We start from the raw sequence: 15,638 nt of genomic DNA on the forward strand, positions 1-15,638 counted from the left end.
TACCCTGTGATTTACTATCTGAATTAAGACAAAATAAAGCAATTAAAATTTGCTAAAATGTTGATAAATCAATAAAAAACGGACTGTGAATTATATCGTGAATTCAAGTGCGTTTTCATATGTGTTTTACAATGTTTGCACCTCTAAAGTAAACCCGTTATCCAGGCGGACAGTCTGTTTTTTTGTTAGAGAATTATAATTAACCTGGTATAGCTGTATTTTTAGTATCAGGTAAGCTGACATAGGTATTTAAAAATTCATCGATGGCTTTTTCGTAATCATCGGAATTTTCTCTAAGTGACTGGGCGTGTGCCCCGTTGATGGCCATATAAAGCATTTTCGGCCTTTTTTCGTTCGAATAATTCCTCCGTCATAGATGGAAGGATAAAGTCATCCTTTTGACTGTGAATAAACAGGATCGGGTGCTGGATGTTTTCTATGACCGAAATGGGTGACACTTCCGCAATGGAATATTTGTCCCGAAACTTTAAAAATAAGTCAGCTAATGGCAAAAGCGGTACTGGCACCTTTAATTCCTCTTTCAGACGGTAAGTGAGCTGTTCCTTAAAATCAGAAAATGGGCAATCAGCAATATAAAAATCGGCTCCATCCTCAAGCATGCCGGCGTAGAGCAGCAGGGTTGCCGCCCCCATTGACTCACCATGGATGCCGACGTGGAGGTCCGGGCCCTTTTCTTTCTTGAGCCAATCGAGTACTTCTTTTAAATCGAACTTTTCATAATGGCCGTAGCTCGTCGTTTTGCCGCCTGATTCGCCGTGCCGCCGATGGTCATAAATAAGTGCGTTGAAGCCTCTTTTTAGAAAAAGATTCATATATTTGATGGAGTTGACTTTATTCTCGGTTACACCATGGGCGATGATGATGTACCGGTTAGTATGATGCGGCTCGAATAGCTGGGCTTTTATCGTGTATCCGAACGGTGAAGGAATGGATACTTCCTTCTTGGGAAGGGCATCGAGTTCCTCGGGATTAACCCAGCCCGATTCTGTCTCCCGGTTATAAATAAATTGATCATCTTTCCTCTTCATATACATAATCCGGTTTGTAAAATAAACACCGATGGCAGATAAAAAAAACAGAGACGAAAAAAGAACCTTAAATGCTTTTTTCACAAATAGTCCCCCTATAAGCTGAAAATATGGAGCTGCCCGAAAGAATAGCAGCTATAGCCTTCTTCTAATTTTACCATTTGGCTGGAAGCAAGACACGCAAAAAGCCGCATCAATCTGCGGCTGTGTTAATCCCTTAAATAAGAGTGTAATTATTGCTCAGAATTTTGCCGTTTTGTTGGGTGCACGGCTTTTTCAATCTCCTCGGCAGCAATCATCCGCTTACCAGTTCCTCCTGTTTCAGCGGAAGTCTTTCCTTTTTGGTTATATCCTTTATCGCGGTTTTGGCTCATCGTCATGTCTCCCTTCGAAAATGTCTTCATCTATAAGATGGATAAATGGGAGGCTGCTTATTCGCGCAAAGCTAGACGGTTTGAGCATTAAGGCGATAAAAAGTGCTGTCAATCGGCCTTGACAGGTGTGGACGCACGATGTCTATAGCCTCAACTAGCTTATCCAGATTAACTCCTGTTACAATTCCCATCCGCTCAAGCATATAAACGACATCTTCTGTCGCGGCGTTCCCGGCAGCACCCGGTGCGAAAGGGCATCCGCCAAGCCCTCCAGCTGAAGTATCGAATCGGTCGATTCCAGCCTGAAGAGATGCGAAAATATTGGAAAGAGCAAGCTTCCTTGTGTCATGAAAGTGCGCGGTCAAAAGAATGGCCGGGAAAGCAGCCTTTAGCTGGGAAAATAGCGAAAATGCTTCTGTTGGAGTTGCCATGCCAATTGTATCAGCTACACTTAATTCATCTACGCCAGCATCAACAAACTCTCCGCACAGCCTCTTTGTATCCGTTGGGTCAATTTTTCCCTCGTAGGGGCAGTAAAAGGCAGTAGAGATACACGCACGCACAAAATACCCCTTTGCCTTCAGTTCATGTATAAGCGGCTTTAATTCAGCCATAGCTTCTTCAGTCGTTTTGTTGATATTTTTCCGGTTAAAGCTGTTGCTGACACCAACAAAAACGGCAACCGCATTGCATTCAGTCATATATACTCGCTCAATCCCTTTTTGGTTAGGGGCAAGGACAAAGTTCCGAGTGGATGGGTCAAGGCAATCGGATACAATCTCTGCGGCGTCGCCCATTTGCGGCACCCATTTTGGCGAAACGAATGACGTCAGTTCGAATTCTTTCATTCCTGCTGCCCTTAATCCTGAGATAAATTGTTTTTTTATTTCAGTTGGGATGAAGGCTTTTTCATTTTGAAGGCCGTCACGGGGCCAACCTCAATAATCGTTACTTTTTCAGGCAATTGAAGCGTCATGTTCTCCCTCCTCTTTTCATAATTTTATTTTAGGGGCATTAAATTCCAAAAAGCAAGAATTATAGAAATTTTGACAAAATAAAAGGAATTTTGTGTTTTCACTAGAAATAGTTAAAGGTGAAGAATGGTTGGAAAGGAAGATGCAAATGAGACAGACAGAAGTGGTAATCGTTAGTGCAGCTCGCACAGCGATTGGTAATTTTAATGGGAGTTTAAAGGATGTTTCCGCAACTGAATTGGGAGCAACAGCAATAAAAGCGGTACTGGAGCAGGCAGGAGTAAAGCCGGAGCTTGTTGATGAGGTCATTATGGGGAATGTTCTTCAGGCAGGGCTAGGTCAGAATCCGGCAAGGCAGGCTTCTTTAAAAGCGGGAATTCCTGAAAGCGTTTCCGCAATGACAATTAATAAAGTATGCGGATCGGGATTGAAAGCTGTGCATCTTGCCGCCCAGGCCATTATCGCGGGAGATGCGGAAATTGTCGTAGCAGGCGGAATGGAAAATATGAGCCTGGCGCCTTATTTATTAAAAAGTGCCCGCGATGGCTTTAAAATGGGTGACCAAAAGCTGGTGGACAGCATGATTTCAGACGGATTATGGTGTGCCTTTAATGATTATCATATGGGAGTTACAGCTGAAAACTTGTGCACCCAGTATGGATTAACAAGAGAAGAACAGGACGAATTTTCCGCATCGAGCCAGGAAAAGGCAAGCAGGGCAATCGAAAAAGGCCGATTTAAGGATGAAATAGTACCTGTTATCATTCCTCAGCGAAAAGGGGATCCAGTTGTATTTGATACAGATGAATACCCGAAGAAAGGTACAACGGCGGGCAAATTGGCAGGTTTGCGTCCGGCCTTTAAAAAAGATGGCAGCGTGACGGCAGGAAACGCTTCCGGAATTAATGACGGGGCAGCAGCAGTTGTCGTGATGAGCAGACAGAAAGCGGATGAGCTTGGAATCACACCGCTCGTAACAATAAAAGGAAATGCCAGTGCTGGTGTTGACCCAAGCATCATGGGGATTGGACCTGTAACAGCCGTTAAGAAGGTGCTTGAAAAAACAGCTCTTAGCCTGGACGAAATCGATTTGATTGAAGCGAATGAAGCGTTTGCGGCACAGTCGCTGGCAGTCGATCGGGAGCTCCAGTTTAATAAAGATATTTTAAATGTAAACGGCGGCGCGATTGCACTTGGCCATCCAATCGGTGCGAGCGGAGCAAGAATTCTCGTAACACTGATTCATGAAATGAAGCGCCGTAATGCCCAAAAAGGATTGGCTACACTTTGTATCGGCGGCGGACAAGGCGTTGCCACGATTGTGGAGCTTGCCTAAGAACTTTTTAATAGAAAGGAGTCAAAAATGATGAAAAAGATTTGCAGTTCCTTTAAAGAAGCTGTTGCAGATATTCATGATGGTGCGACACTGATGGTGGGTGGTTTTGGACTATGCGGCATTCCGGAGAATCTGATTCTCGCTTTGGTTGAAAAAGGGGTAAAAGATTTAACTGTTATTTCAAATAACTGTGGTATCGATGAATGGGGACTCGGCTTACTTTTACAAAATAAACAAATCAAAAAAATGATTGGTTCTTATGTCGGTGAAAATAAAGAGTTCGAGCGCCAGGTGCTGACAGGCGAACTTGAAGTGGAACTTACCCCACAGGGGACATTGGCGGAAAAAATCCGTGCCGGCGGCGCTGGAATCCCTGCTTTTTATACTCCGGCTGGTGTAGGAACACCGATTGCGGATGGGAAAGAGACAAGAAGCTTTAATGGAAAAGAATATCTATTAGAGGAAGCGCTGACAGCAGACTTCAGCCTGGTTCGCGCCTGGAAGGGCGACCGCATGGGGAACCTGGTGTATCACAAAACAGCCCGAAACTTTAATCCGATGATTGCCGCTGCAGGCAGGGTAACGATTGCAGAAGTGGAGACTTTACATGAAATCGGCGAGCTTGACCCGAATTTTATCCATACTCCAAGCATTTATGTCCAGACAATAATTGAAGGCAAACAGGAAAAGCGGATCGAGAGATTGACCGTTAAAAAATAGATCAATATTTACAGAAAGGAGATTAAAGAGATGGTAAATGTACGTGAAAAGATAGCCATAAGGGCAGAAAGAGAAATTGAAGACGGCTTTTATGTGAACCTTGGAATCGGAATGCCCACACTCGTGGCCAATTATATTTCGGATAATAAGCAGGTCGTGCTCCAGTCAGAAAATGGACTGCTCGGCATTGGCGATACCCTGAAGAAGCTGAGGTTGATCCGGATCTAATAAATGCCGGCAAAGAAACGGTAACAGCGATAAGTGGTGCGGCTTATTTCGACAGTGCCGAATCGTTCGCTATGATCCGTGGTGGCCATATCGATATCGCCATCCTGGGTGGAATGGAAGTATCAGAAAACGGGGATCTAGCCAACTGGATGATACCTGGAAAAATGATAAAAGGCATGGGTGGCGCAATGGACCTTGTCCACGGTGCCCGGAAAATCATTGTCATAATGGAACATGTTAATAAAAACGGGGAATCGAAAATATTAAAGCAGTGTTCACTCCCGCTCACAGGTAAGGGAGTCGTCGACCGAATCATTACCGATAGGGCTGTTATGGATGTAACTGAGAACGGCGTAAAGCTGGTAGAAGTGGCAGAAGGCTACACGGTCGAAGAGGTTATCCAGTCAACTGCAGCGTCTTTACAAGTTGATGACAGCGTTAAAACGAATGCATTTTAGAAATGGATTACGAAAAAGTGTGATTTCATAACAGGAAATCACACTTTTTCATATTAACTCGCGTTCCTGCCCATTCGCATAGAGGAGTTACCAGGCACATGATATAATATGGATACACATAGTAAAAGGAGAGGTATGGATGAAAAAACAACGAAAGCAGCAGCCAGCCCCGAAAAAAGATGATTCTGCTGTAACGCTGGGAGACCTCATAAACCAGGATTTAATCAAGCAGTTAAAAGAAAAGAAGCACGAGTTAAAGGCAGCAGAAGAAAGGAAAATGGAAGAAGAAGAGCAAAAAAAGCGGGAAGAAAGAAGGCTGCGTGAAAAGAATAAATCGTTCGAAGATCTTTTGAATGAAAGCCCCATGAACTGGAAGGAATTTAAGTAATGATTCCGCGCAAGGTTGAAGTAGTGCCTTACAGAGAGGAATGGAAAAGCTTATATAATGATGAAAAGAAAAGATTAATCAGCATACTTTTACCCGATGAAGTATTCGTCCATCATATCGGAAGCACCTCAATCCCTGGATTAAGTGCGAAACCGATTATTGACATCATCGCAGAAGCTGCTGATTTGGAGATTTTTGATAAAAAAACGCCTGAGCTAAACTCGGCAGGGTACATTGCAAAAGGGGAAAACGGCATAAAGGGGCGCCGTTATTTTTTCAAATGCAGCGAAAATGGCGAAAGGCTGTTTCATCTGCATGCTTTTGAAAAAGGAAGCCCACAGGTGAAAAGGCATCTCGCATTTCGGGATTATTTAGTAGTGAGTCCGGAAGATGCTGCACGTTATGCCAGTATAAAAGAAACAGCAGCACGCAAATTTCCTTATGAAATAGAGTTCTACATCGATTATAAGGATGCGATTGTTAAAGAAATAGAGTCAAAGGCACTGGAATGGTGGAATAAAAGAGCAAAATAAAAGAGAGTCCGACGGGGCTCTCCTTTTATGTTTAACGGTGTTCCTGGTAACTATCGGCCTTTGTAAGAGACTGAATCATCTGCACTTCCTCTTTTGACAGCGGTGCGCTTTTAACTGCTTTTGCATTGGATCGGATTTGTTCCACTGAACTAGCACCAGCAATAACAGAAGCAATAACAGGATTCGCCAAATTAAACTGCAGTGAAATTTCGGTCATGGACCGTGACTGCGCTACTTTTTCTTTCAAAGCTGGCAGGGTATGGCGAAGGTCTTCCAGACTGTACTCCAAATAGCCTTTATTAGAAGACTTTTCGAGCAATTTTTCGCTTAAAAGCCCTTTGGCAAGAGGCCCTCGTGTCACTACGCTGATCTCATGCTGGTGGAGAAATGGTAAAACTTCTTCAGGGCGGCGGTCTAAAATACTGTATTGCATCATGATAGAAATGATGGATGATTTATTAACATACTCGCGAATAACATTTGGACGGATAGAGGATATTCCGTAATAACGTATATAACCTTCCGCCTTCAATTCCTCAAATGCAACAATAGTTTCATCAATTGGATCGTCAATTGTTCCGCCATGCAGCTGGTACAGATCGATATAATCGGTTCCAAGCCTCTTCAGGCTGGCTTTAACCGCTTCCTTTATATATTCCTTTGAGGGATCCCACGACCATCCGTCTTTATTTTCATTCCATCGGTTACCCGCCTTTGTCGCAATGATGACCTTATCTCTTACATGCTTTAATGCCTTTCCAACAATTCTCTCATTTTCACCGAAATCATATAAATCGGCTGTGTCAAAATAATTGACGCCCTCATCTAAAGCCGCTTCAATGATCTCTTTCGCCTTTGTTTCATCCGTTCCGATCGACATGCAGCCAAGTCCAAGTTCAGTCACCATTAAATCTGAAGTTCCAAGTCTTCTTTTATTCATTCAGTCAGCCCCGTTTCCTTTTTGCCCTATTGTAAGGGAGAAAAGGAGGTACAGCAAATTCTAGCACTTTTTGGGATTCAAGGATTGAATCCATTCCGCAACGGAAGAATATTGCTTATTGTACTCTTTTAGCTTCTGTACCACTTCCCAGCCCTTGCCGACGAGGATAAATCCCTTCCCATGCAGATAGACCTTCATGATAATCCCTCCAGTTAATGTATGGTAAAATGTATGTGCAAAACATAACGGATTAGAACAGGAGTGAGGGAAATGAGCCTTGAGGAAAAAACATTACATACCGAGGAAATATATTCTGGTAAAATAATCAGCCTGCAGCTGCAGGACGTCGAACTTCCAAATGGAAAAACCTCTAAACGTGAAATCATTAAACACCCGGGAGCAGTCGCTGTAGTGGCAGTAACGGATGAAAATAAAATTGTAATGGTAGAGCAATACCGAAAAGCACTTGAAAGAACAATTGTTGAAATACCGGCAGGGAAACTGGAAAAAGGCGAAGAACCGTCGGTTTGTGCGCGTCGTGAGCTGGAGGAAGAAACAGGCTACGAATGTGAGAGCATCGAGTTGCTCGTTTCTTTTTATACTTCGCCTGGCTTTGCTGACGAAATTGTCCATTTATATGTAGCAAAAGGACTTAAACAAAAAGAGAATGCGGCAGCTCCTGATGAAGATGAATTTGTAAATCTAGAAGAACTGACCCTTGAGGAAGCTTTGCAATATATGAAAGAACAAAAAATATATGATGCGAAAACTATCTATGCTGTTCAATACTTACAGCTACAAGAGGCCTTATCGAAAAAATGAATCGATATTACGCAGATCTTCACATCCACATAGGACGAACTGCTTCAGGGAAACCGGTAAAAATCACAGGGTCAAAAACACTGACATTCTCAAATATTATCGACCATGCAAGAAATGAAAAAGGGCTGAATATGATTGGGATAATTGACAGCCATTCGCCAGAAGTCATTCTAGAGATGGAGGAGCGCATTTTGCGTGGTGATATCAGTGAGCATCCGAATGGGGGACTGATTTTCGGGGACTTAACGATTCTCCTTGGGTCTGAACTTGAAATTTATGATGAAAATTGCAAGGGTCCAATTCATGTGCTTTGCTTTTTTCCAACGCTCTCCATCATGAAGGCTTTTTCAGCCTGGCTTGCCGGCCATTTGAAAAATATTCAATTGAGTTCGCAGAGAATATATGTGACAGGCATTGCCCTCCAAAAAGTGGTCAAAGAATTAGGCGGGTTATTTATTCCAGCTCATATTTTCACCCCATTTAAAAGCCTGTTTGGAAAAGGGGTAAATCGGACATTAACCGAGGTGTTTGACCCTGAGCTGATTGATGGGGTTGAGCTTGGATTAAGCTCCGATACTTTAATGGCTGACGGATTAGAAGAACTTCATCAATACACATACCTGACGAATTCAGATGCCCATTCGCTTGCAAAAATTGCCCGGGAATATCAAGTGATTCAGATGGAAGAGCCGACATTTGCCGAACTGGAAAAAGCATTGAAAAGGGTGGACGGAAGGGGAATTGTTGCGAATTATGGCTTGGACCCTATGCTTGGTAAGTACCATAAAACAGTTTGTATTGAGTGCATGGAGACAATAGATCCAGAAACCAGGGTATGTGAAAAATGTGGAAATGCCAAAACGATTAAAGGCGTTTCCGACCGTATTAGAGAATTGAAGACGGCGGAGAAGGTGCATGGAGACCGCCCTATATCCACCAGGTACCGCTTGAATTTATACCTGGTTTAGGACCGAAAATGCTTGATAAATTGCTGCAGCATTTCGGCACTGAAATGGATGTGCTGCATGAAGTTCCTTATGAAGCAATGAAGCAGGTCGTTCCCATGAAAATTGCTGATTTGATCATGAGAGCAAGAGCTGGAATGTTAAATCTGGCTGCAGGCGGTGGCGGTAAATACGGTAAAGTAACGATAGAATAAATTTTTTAAGTGAAAATCCCTAAAAAATGCGAAACCGGTTTGCCATGAAAAATGGGAACCGGTTTTTTTTTGTCCTCCAATCTTTACCCATCTTTTTGTCATACAACAAAAGGACAGGCATACAATGTACTAACTTAGCTGTAGGAGGAAACGGAATGAAGAAACGTATGTACCAGAACGTCGCAGCCACATATTTTCGAGAGCATTCCTCAATTTTTTTGTTTGTTATTGTCCTCTTCTTGATGGGTGTCATCTTTGGGCCGTGGTGGTTAATAGTATGAGCCTGACACAGAAGGAGGATCTATTCTATTATTTGTCACAGTTTTTCGGTCAGATTTCCAGCGGTAAAGTCGCGGCTGATCAGGATTTGTTTTTACAAAGCTTTTTTCATAACAGCAAATTTATTGGGCTAATGTGGATTCTTGGAATCTCAATCATAGGACTTCCAATCATACTTATTCTCCTTTTTATTAAGGGTATGGTGATTGGCTTTACCGTTGGTTTCCTTGTCAATCAGATGGGCTGGAATGGATTTCTCCTCGCATTTGTTTCCATTCTCCCTCAGAACCTAATTATTATTCCAGTATTTATCATCATGGCAGCCATATCGGTTTCTTTTTCATTAAAGATGATCAGCAGGCAATTTATGAAAAAAATCGGTCAGCCCATCATGCCATTATTTCAAAGATATATTGTTGCCCTGCTGTTCGCGATCATCTTTATTTCAGCTGCATCAGCTATTGAAGCATATCTATCACCTGGCTTAATGAAGGCGATTGTACATGCAGGAAATAAATTATAATCATTATTATTTAATATTAATTATTCTATCTTCTTTATAATTATTTTAGTTTGAATCTCTCTTTCCTTCTGCTATAATGAGAATTAACAGTAGCGAGGGAGGGACCACGGGATGGAGACTAGAATTGAAAGAATTAAGAAGCTGTTGCATTCCTCGAGCTATAAGCTGACGCCCCAACGGGAAGCTACCGTTCGAGTTTTACTGGAAAATGAAGAGGATCATTTAAGTGCTGAAGATGTATACCTCCTCGTTAAGGAAAAATCGCCTGAAATTGGGCTTGCAACCGTTTATCGGACTTTGGAATTATTAACTGAATTAAAAATTGTAGACAAAATCAACTTTGGTGACGGGGTTTCCCGTTATGACCTCAGGCAGGAAGGTGCCGCACATTTCCATCATCACCTCGTATGTATTGAATGCGGTGCGGTGGATGAGATTCAGGATGATCTTCTTGAAGATGTTGAGGCAATTGTCGAACGTGACTGGAATTTCAAAATCAAGGATCACCGCCTGACTTTCCATGGTATTTGCTATCGCTGCCAGGAAAAGGACGCAACAGAAGAACCAACAGAATAACGTAAAGAAAAGCCTTTTCTAGATGAAAAGGTTTTTATTTTTATATAAAAATAAGGCTATTTTCTAAAAGATTGTTGTTTTGCAAATAGGTTATTAAAAGCACACCGTTGAAAAAGAAGTTGATTGGAGCGGAAGGTGCGAGATCCTCGAAAATGTATCGCATTTCCTTCGTGCGGTGTTGATTCTAGGAAGCTGATTCAACGTCCTGCGGGAGCAGCGGGACAGGTGAGACCCCACAGGCGCTGTGCGCCGAGGAGGCTTACCGCCCGCCCCGCGGAAAGCGAGCATCCTGGAGTGGAAATCAACTACTCCTTATATAGCAACCAAGTATACGAAAACAGTCAAAAATAAAGAATCACCCCCGAAAGGTATAATTCTTGTCCAAATTGGCATACCTTTTATTAAGAATGTTTAGCTTAAGCACCTGATACAGCGTGCAAAAGCTATTCCTATGACGGTTTGGGGGAAAGCGGAGTGTTTTCTTTTTTGAAAATGGTGCTTCAAACTTTAAAAGTGTTTATTTTGTTTACGGGATGCACGATCCTTTTTTACTATGGTATCATGTGGATGAACGAAGAGTATCAAAATTACCACCGCTATGACGAACCGGAGGGCTCCGCGATAAAAGTATCCAATGCGGTAAAAGAAGATAGTTCTTCCTGGTTTGACAGGCTATTATTGTTTTATTTAAATGGGGAGTAATGCAGCCGTGGAAGATCATTTAAAGGATTTCATGCATTTTTTAATTGTAGAAAAAGGACTTGCAAAGAATACGATCGTTTCTTATGAACGTGATTTAAAGAGCTATATACACTATTTGAAAAATGTTGAAGCTGTCCCTGGACTAAATGATGTCCAGCGCGTCCATATTGTCCACTTTCTCGGGCATTTAAAGGAACAGGGTAAATCGGCGAAAACTCAAGCGAGGCATGTTGCATCTATCAGGTCGTTCCATCAATTTTTACTAAGAGACAAAGCTGTAGATCATGATCCTTCAGTCCATATAGAATCCCCGCAAATGGAAAGGTCGCTTCCGAAGGTCCTTAGCCTGGAAGAAGTGGAAACGCTGCTTGCATCACCAAAGCTCAAGAATCATTTCGGCTTTAGGGACAGAGCGATGCTGGAGCTTTTATATGCGACTGGTATCCGTGTCAGTGAGCTTATTGGGTTAAATATGGGGGATGTCCATTTAACGATGGGGTTTGTCCGTTGTATTGGAAAAGGGAATAAAGAAAGAATTATTCCATTGGCCGTACCGCTTCAGCCGCCATCCAGGAATATTTAGACAGGGGAAGGCCAGAGTTTGTTTCAAAAAAGCACAGAGAAGACGCCCTATTTTTGAATCTGCACGGAAAGAGGCTAACCAGACAGGGCTTTTGGAAGATATTAAAAAAGCTGGCCAGTGAAGCAGGAATTCAAAAAGAATTGACTCCGCATACTCTTCGCCATTCCTTTGCCACCCATCTGCTGGAAAATGGAGCTGATTTAAGAGCTGTGCAGGAAATGCTGGGACATGCTGATATTTCGACTACCCAGATCTACACGCATGTTACGAAAACAAGGCTGAAGGACGTTTATCGCCAATTTCATCCGAGAGCTTAATAGTCTGCTAGAAATGTCGAAAAGCTGCCATAAATTCTTGGCAGCTATTTCTTGTAATTTCTAAAACTTTTAGTAAAATAGAGATGTCAGACTTCTGACGTATTAATAAACATATTTTGGTTAACCGCAAGCAAAGAGGGTAACATATTGTTGTAAATTTTATTTGTATGTAAACGTTTTCAGTTTCTATCAATAAGGAGGAGAAAAAATGACTTCTGCTACATATAAAAGAATCTTTTTGATTGTCATGGACTCAGTAGGGATTGGCGAAGCGCCTGATGCTGAAAAATTTGGTGATAAAGGATCGGATACATTCGGGCATATTGCTGAAAGAATGAACGGGCTCAACATGCCAAATATGGGGAAGCTTGGGCTCAGTAATATCAGGGAAATAGGCGGAATTGAGAAAGCTGGCAAGCCACTCGCATATTACACAAAAATGCAGGAAGCTTCCAACGGAAAAGATACAATGACAGGGCATTGGGAAATCATGGGTTTGAATATCCAAACACCGTTCCGCGTTTTTCCAGACGGTTTTCCGCCTGAACTGATTGCAGAACTTGAAAGCCGCAGCGGCAGAAAGATTATCGGCAACAAGCCAGCAAGCGGTACAGAAATTCTTGACGAGCTTGGTGAGGAGCATATGAAAACTGGTGCACTCATTGTCTACACATCCGCTGATTCCGTGCTGCAGATTGCTGCACACGAAGAGATTATTCCAATTGAGGAACAATATAAAATCTGCAAAATCGCACGCGAATTGACACTGGATGAAAAATATATGGTAGGCCGGGTAATTGCAACGCCGTTCCTGGGCGAACCGGGCAATTTTAAAAGAACTGCCAATCGACATGATTACGCGTTAAAACCATTTCGCCGCACAGTTATGAATGATCTAAAGGACGCAGGCCTTGATGTTATTGCGATTGGGAAAATTTCCGACATTTATGACGGCGAGGGTGTCACGCAATCGCTTAGAACAGTTTCTAACATGGACGGAATGGATAAACTTCTGCAAACTCTTGATATGGACTTCACTGGATTGAGCTTCCTGAATCTTGTCGATTTTGATGCCCTGTTTGGTCATCGTCGTGATCCTGAGGGATATGGAAAAGCATTGGAAGAATATGATGCGCGCTTAACGGAAGTATTTTCAAAGATGAAGGAAGACGATCTATTAATCATTACGGCAGACCACGGTAATGATCCGGTTCATCCTGGAACAGACCATACACGCGAATATGTTCCTTTGCTGGTTTATTCTAAAGGAATGGCAAAGGGAGAAGAACTTCCTATCCGAGAAACATTTGCTGATATTGGTGCAACTGTCGCTGAAAACTTTAATGTCACTATGCCTGAGTTCGGAAAAAGCTTTTTAAAAGAGATTAAGTAAAAGAGGGATAAAAATGAATGTTGAGAAAATTCAGGGGGCAACAGCCTTTTTAAAAGAAAAGTATAACAACACACCGAAAATTGGGCTTATTCTCGGCTCCGGACTTGGTGTATTAGCAGACGAAATCGAAAATCCGGTTAAAATTCCATATGGCGATATTCCTGATTTCCCGGTTTCAACGGTTGAAGGACATGCGGGACAGCTCGTATTTGGATTGCTGAATGGAGTAGAGGTCGTGGCCATGCAAGGACGCTTCCATTATTATGAAGGCTATTCCTTTGATAAAGTAACATTCCCTGTCCGCGTTATGAAGGAGCTTGGAGTGGATACTCTTATTGTTACAAATGCTGCTGGCGGTGTGAATGAAGGTTTTTCAGCTGGGGATTTAATGATTATTTCAGATCATATTAATAACATGGGATCAAATCCATTGATTGGCCGAACGATTCCCGTCTTGGCGTGCGTTTTCCTGATATGTCAGAGGCATATTCAAAAGAACTCCGCACCATGGCGAAAGAAGTGGCATGCGCCTCAATATCAAGGTCCAGGAAGGCGTATATGTTGGTAATACCGGACCAGTCTATGAAACTCCGGCAGAGGTTCGGATGATTAGAGTGATGGGCGGGGATGCTGTTGGAATGTCTACTGTTCCGGAAGTTATCGTTGCGCGCCATTCAGGCTTAAGGGTATTGGGGATTTCCTGTATTTCAAACATGGCTTCGGGAATCCTCGACCAGCCGCTAACGCATGATGAAGTTATTGAAACAACGGAGAAAGTTAAAGCTGACTTCCTTAAATATGTGAAGGAATTGGTTAGAAACCTCTCTAAATAATTTGTTTTTATTCCTAGTAAAGTGGTGATAATGATGAGAATGGTTGACTTGATTGAGAAAAAGAGAGACGGTCTTGAACTGACAACAGAAGAGATTAATTTTATTATAAACGGCTATACGGATGGATCCATACCGGATTATCAAATTAGCGCTTTTACCATGGCTATTTTCTTTAAAGGAATGACCGAGCAGGAAAGAGCAGACTTGACGATGGCAATGGTCAATTCCGGAGATCAAATTGACTTATCCCAAATTGAAGGAATTAAGGTGGATAAGCATTCAACCGGAGGAGTAGGCGACACCACGACACTAGTACTTGGACCGCTTGTAGCAGCACTTGATGTTCCTGTTGCAAAAATGTCTGCGCCGTAGCTGGCCATACAGGCGGCACAATTGACAAACTGGAATCAGTTGAAGGCTTCCATGTAGAGATTGAAAATGAAGAGTTCATAGAGCTAGTTAATAAAAACAAGATTGCTGTTATTGGTCAAAGCGGAAATTTAACTCCTGCCGATAAAAAACTGTACGCATTGAGAGACGTTACTGCTACAGTTGACAGCATTCCCCTTATTGCCGGTTCAATCATGAGCAAAAAAATAGCTGCGGGTGCTGATGCGATTGTCCTTGATGTAAAGACAGGTGCAGGAGCATTCATGAAAACGCTGGATGATTCAAGAGAGCTTGCCAAAGCAATGGTCCGAATCGGCAACAACGTCGGAAGAAGGACAATGGCTGTTATATCCGATATGAGCCAGCCGCTTGGCTATGCAATCGGAAATGCTCTTGAAGTAAAAGAAGCAATTGATACTCTGAAGGGTGAAGGCCGGAAGATTTAACAGAGCTATGCCTGACGCTGGGCAGCCATATGGTATACCTGGCAAAAAAAGCATCCTCTTTAAAAGAAGCGCGTGAAATGCTTGAAAAAGCAATTAAGGATGGTTCAGCTCTAGAGAAGCTTAAAGTGTTCCTAAGCTCGCAGGGTGGGGATGCTTCTATTGTTGATGATCCGTCAAAATTGCCGCAAGCTCAATATACATTTGAACTTGAAGCAAAAGAAGACGGTTATGTTGCTGAAATCGTTGCGGACGAAGTGGGAACAGCAGCAATGATTCTAGGGCAGGACGTGCAACAAAGGAATCTGTTATTGACCTTGCCGTGGGTCTAGTCCTTCGCAAGAAAATCGGTGACGAAGTGAAAAAAGGCGAATCCCTCGTTACCATTTACAGCAATTTCGAGAACGTTAATGTAGTAAAGGAAAAGCTGTATAATAATATCACCATCTCGTCAACAAAAGTGGATGCTCCAATCTTAATCCACGAGGAAATTACTGAATAACAACCATTAGCCATGCGGATACATTCCCGGGCTTTTTTCTGTTAGTTTAAGGCAAATATTGTATAAAAACGGTCTTTTTGGAAAAAATGGAGGCTATAAAGAATGGAGGGTTATGC

The 15,638-nt window shown here is 42.5% G+C and carries 14 protein-coding genes and 6 pseudogenes; 15 read left to right on the plus strand and 5 right to left on the minus strand.

Annotated features, from left to right (window positions below):
• Positions 1-199: 199 nt before the first annotated feature.
• The 3 genes and pseudogenes from RCG23_RS19955 to RCG23_RS19965 form a co-directional block, all read right to left on the minus strand.
• A pseudogene (locus RCG23_RS19955) lies at positions 200-1,133 on the minus strand (alpha/beta hydrolase).
• A 149-nt stretch (positions 1,134-1,282) separates the two neighbouring features.
• Complete coding sequence (locus tag RCG23_RS19960) at positions 1,283-1,423, minus strand: hypothetical protein (RefSeq protein ID WP_308177075.1); 141 nt, start codon at positions 1,421-1,423, stop codon at positions 1,283-1,285.
• 71 nt (positions 1,424-1,494) lie between these two features.
• Positions 1,495-2,399 (minus strand): annotated as a pseudogene (locus RCG23_RS19965) (hydroxymethylglutaryl-CoA lyase).
• Between the two features lie 146 nt (positions 2,400-2,545).
• Here RCG23_RS19965 and RCG23_RS19970 point away from each other — a divergent pair.
• The 5 genes and pseudogenes from RCG23_RS19970 (at position 2,546) to RCG23_RS19990 (ending at position 6,060) form a co-directional block, all read left to right on the plus strand.
• A complete protein-coding gene (locus tag RCG23_RS19970) occupies positions 2,546-3,733 on the plus strand; it encodes an acetyl-CoA C-acetyltransferase (protein WP_308177076.1) in 1,188 nt (395 codons plus the stop codon).
• 30 nt (positions 3,734-3,763) lie between these two features.
• A complete protein-coding gene (locus RCG23_RS19975; protein ID WP_308180121.1) occupies positions 3,764-4,453 on the plus strand; it encodes a CoA transferase subunit A in 690 nt (229 codons plus the stop codon).
• 30 nt (positions 4,454-4,483) lie between these two features.
• Positions 4,484-5,139 (plus strand): annotated as a pseudogene (locus RCG23_RS19980) (CoA transferase subunit B).
• A 139-nt stretch (positions 5,140-5,278) separates the two neighbouring features.
• Positions 5,279-5,527: a YqkE family protein gene (locus tag RCG23_RS19985; RefSeq protein ID WP_308177077.1), complete on the plus strand. Its 249-nt coding sequence runs from the start codon at positions 5,279-5,281 to the stop codon at positions 5,525-5,527.
• On the plus strand, positions 5,527-6,060 hold the full coding sequence (locus RCG23_RS19990; protein WP_308177078.1) for a GrpB family protein: 534 nt from the start codon (positions 5,527-5,529) through the stop codon (positions 6,058-6,060). Before RCG23_RS19985 ends, RCG23_RS19990 begins: the two co-directional genes overlap by 1 nt.
• Before the next feature lie 31 nt (positions 6,061-6,091).
• Here the strand turns inward: RCG23_RS19990 and RCG23_RS19995 are convergent, their stop codons facing one another.
• Both RCG23_RS19995 and mciZ read right to left on the minus strand, forming a co-directional pair.
• Positions 6,092-7,000 carry an aldo/keto reductase gene (locus RCG23_RS19995; RefSeq protein WP_308177079.1) on the minus strand — a complete coding sequence of 303 codons (909 nt, stop codon included), beginning with the start codon at positions 6,998-7,000 and terminating at the stop codon, positions 6,092-6,094.
• Positions 7,001-7,060: 60 nt separating this feature from the next.
• The gene (gene mciZ, locus RCG23_RS20000) at positions 7,061-7,198 is read right to left on the minus strand and encodes a Z-ring formation inhibitor MciZ (protein WP_308177080.1); all 138 of its coding nucleotides are present in this window, start codon (positions 7,196-7,198) and stop codon (positions 7,061-7,063) included.
• Between the two features lie 72 nt (positions 7,199-7,270).
• Between mciZ and RCG23_RS20005 the strand changes: the two genes are divergently transcribed.
• From RCG23_RS20005 to RCG23_RS20050, 10 genes and pseudogenes are all read left to right on the plus strand, one after another.
• A complete protein-coding gene (locus tag RCG23_RS20005) occupies positions 7,271-7,822 on the plus strand; it encodes an NUDIX hydrolase (protein WP_308177081.1) in 552 nt (183 codons plus the stop codon).
• Positions 7,819-8,981: pseudogene (locus tag RCG23_RS20010) on the plus strand (endonuclease Q family protein). The gene RCG23_RS20005 and the pseudogene RCG23_RS20010 overlap by 4 nt, the downstream one beginning before the upstream one ends.
• Positions 8,982-9,171: 190 nt before the next feature.
• A complete protein-coding gene (gene spoIIM, locus RCG23_RS20015; RefSeq protein WP_308180122.1) occupies positions 9,172-9,783 on the plus strand; it encodes a stage II sporulation protein M in 612 nt (203 codons plus the stop codon).
• A 111-nt stretch (positions 9,784-9,894) separates the two neighbouring features.
• Positions 9,895-10,359 carry a ferric iron uptake transcriptional regulator gene (locus RCG23_RS20020; RefSeq protein WP_308177082.1) on the plus strand — a complete coding sequence of 155 codons (465 nt, stop codon included), beginning with the start codon at positions 9,895-9,897 and terminating at the stop codon, positions 10,357-10,359.
• A gap of 474 nt (positions 10,360-10,833) precedes the next feature.
• Positions 10,834-11,061: a YqzK family protein gene (locus tag RCG23_RS20025; RefSeq protein ID WP_308177083.1), complete on the plus strand. Its 228-nt coding sequence runs from the start codon at positions 10,834-10,836 to the stop codon at positions 11,059-11,061.
• Positions 11,062-11,068: 7 nt separating this feature from the next.
• Positions 11,069-11,961 (plus strand): annotated as a pseudogene (gene xerD, locus RCG23_RS20030) (site-specific tyrosine recombinase XerD).
• Positions 11,962-12,169: 208 nt separating this feature from the next.
• Entirely contained in the window at positions 12,170-13,354 is a 1,185-nt protein-coding gene (gene deoB, locus RCG23_RS20035; protein WP_308177084.1) for a phosphopentomutase, read from the plus strand.
• 13 nt (positions 13,355-13,367) lie between these two features.
• Entirely contained in the window at positions 13,368-13,922 is a 555-nt protein-coding gene (locus RCG23_RS20040; RefSeq protein ID WP_308177085.1) for a phosphorylase family protein, read from the plus strand.
• On the plus strand, positions 13,879-14,187 hold the full coding sequence (locus RCG23_RS20045) for a phosphorylase family protein (RefSeq protein WP_308177086.1): 309 nt from the start codon (positions 13,879-13,881) through the stop codon (positions 14,185-14,187). Before RCG23_RS20040 ends, RCG23_RS20045 begins: the two co-directional genes overlap by 44 nt.
• 33 nt (positions 14,188-14,220) lie before the next feature.
• A pseudogene (locus tag RCG23_RS20050) lies at positions 14,221-15,522 on the plus strand (pyrimidine-nucleoside phosphorylase).
• Positions 15,523-15,638: the final 116 nt, after the last annotated feature.

The sequence above is a fragment of the Neobacillus sp. PS3-34 genome, from assembly GCF_030915465.1.
In the GTDB taxonomy this organism is placed as follows: domain Bacteria; phylum Bacillota; class Bacilli; order Bacillales; family Cytobacillaceae; genus Neobacillus_A.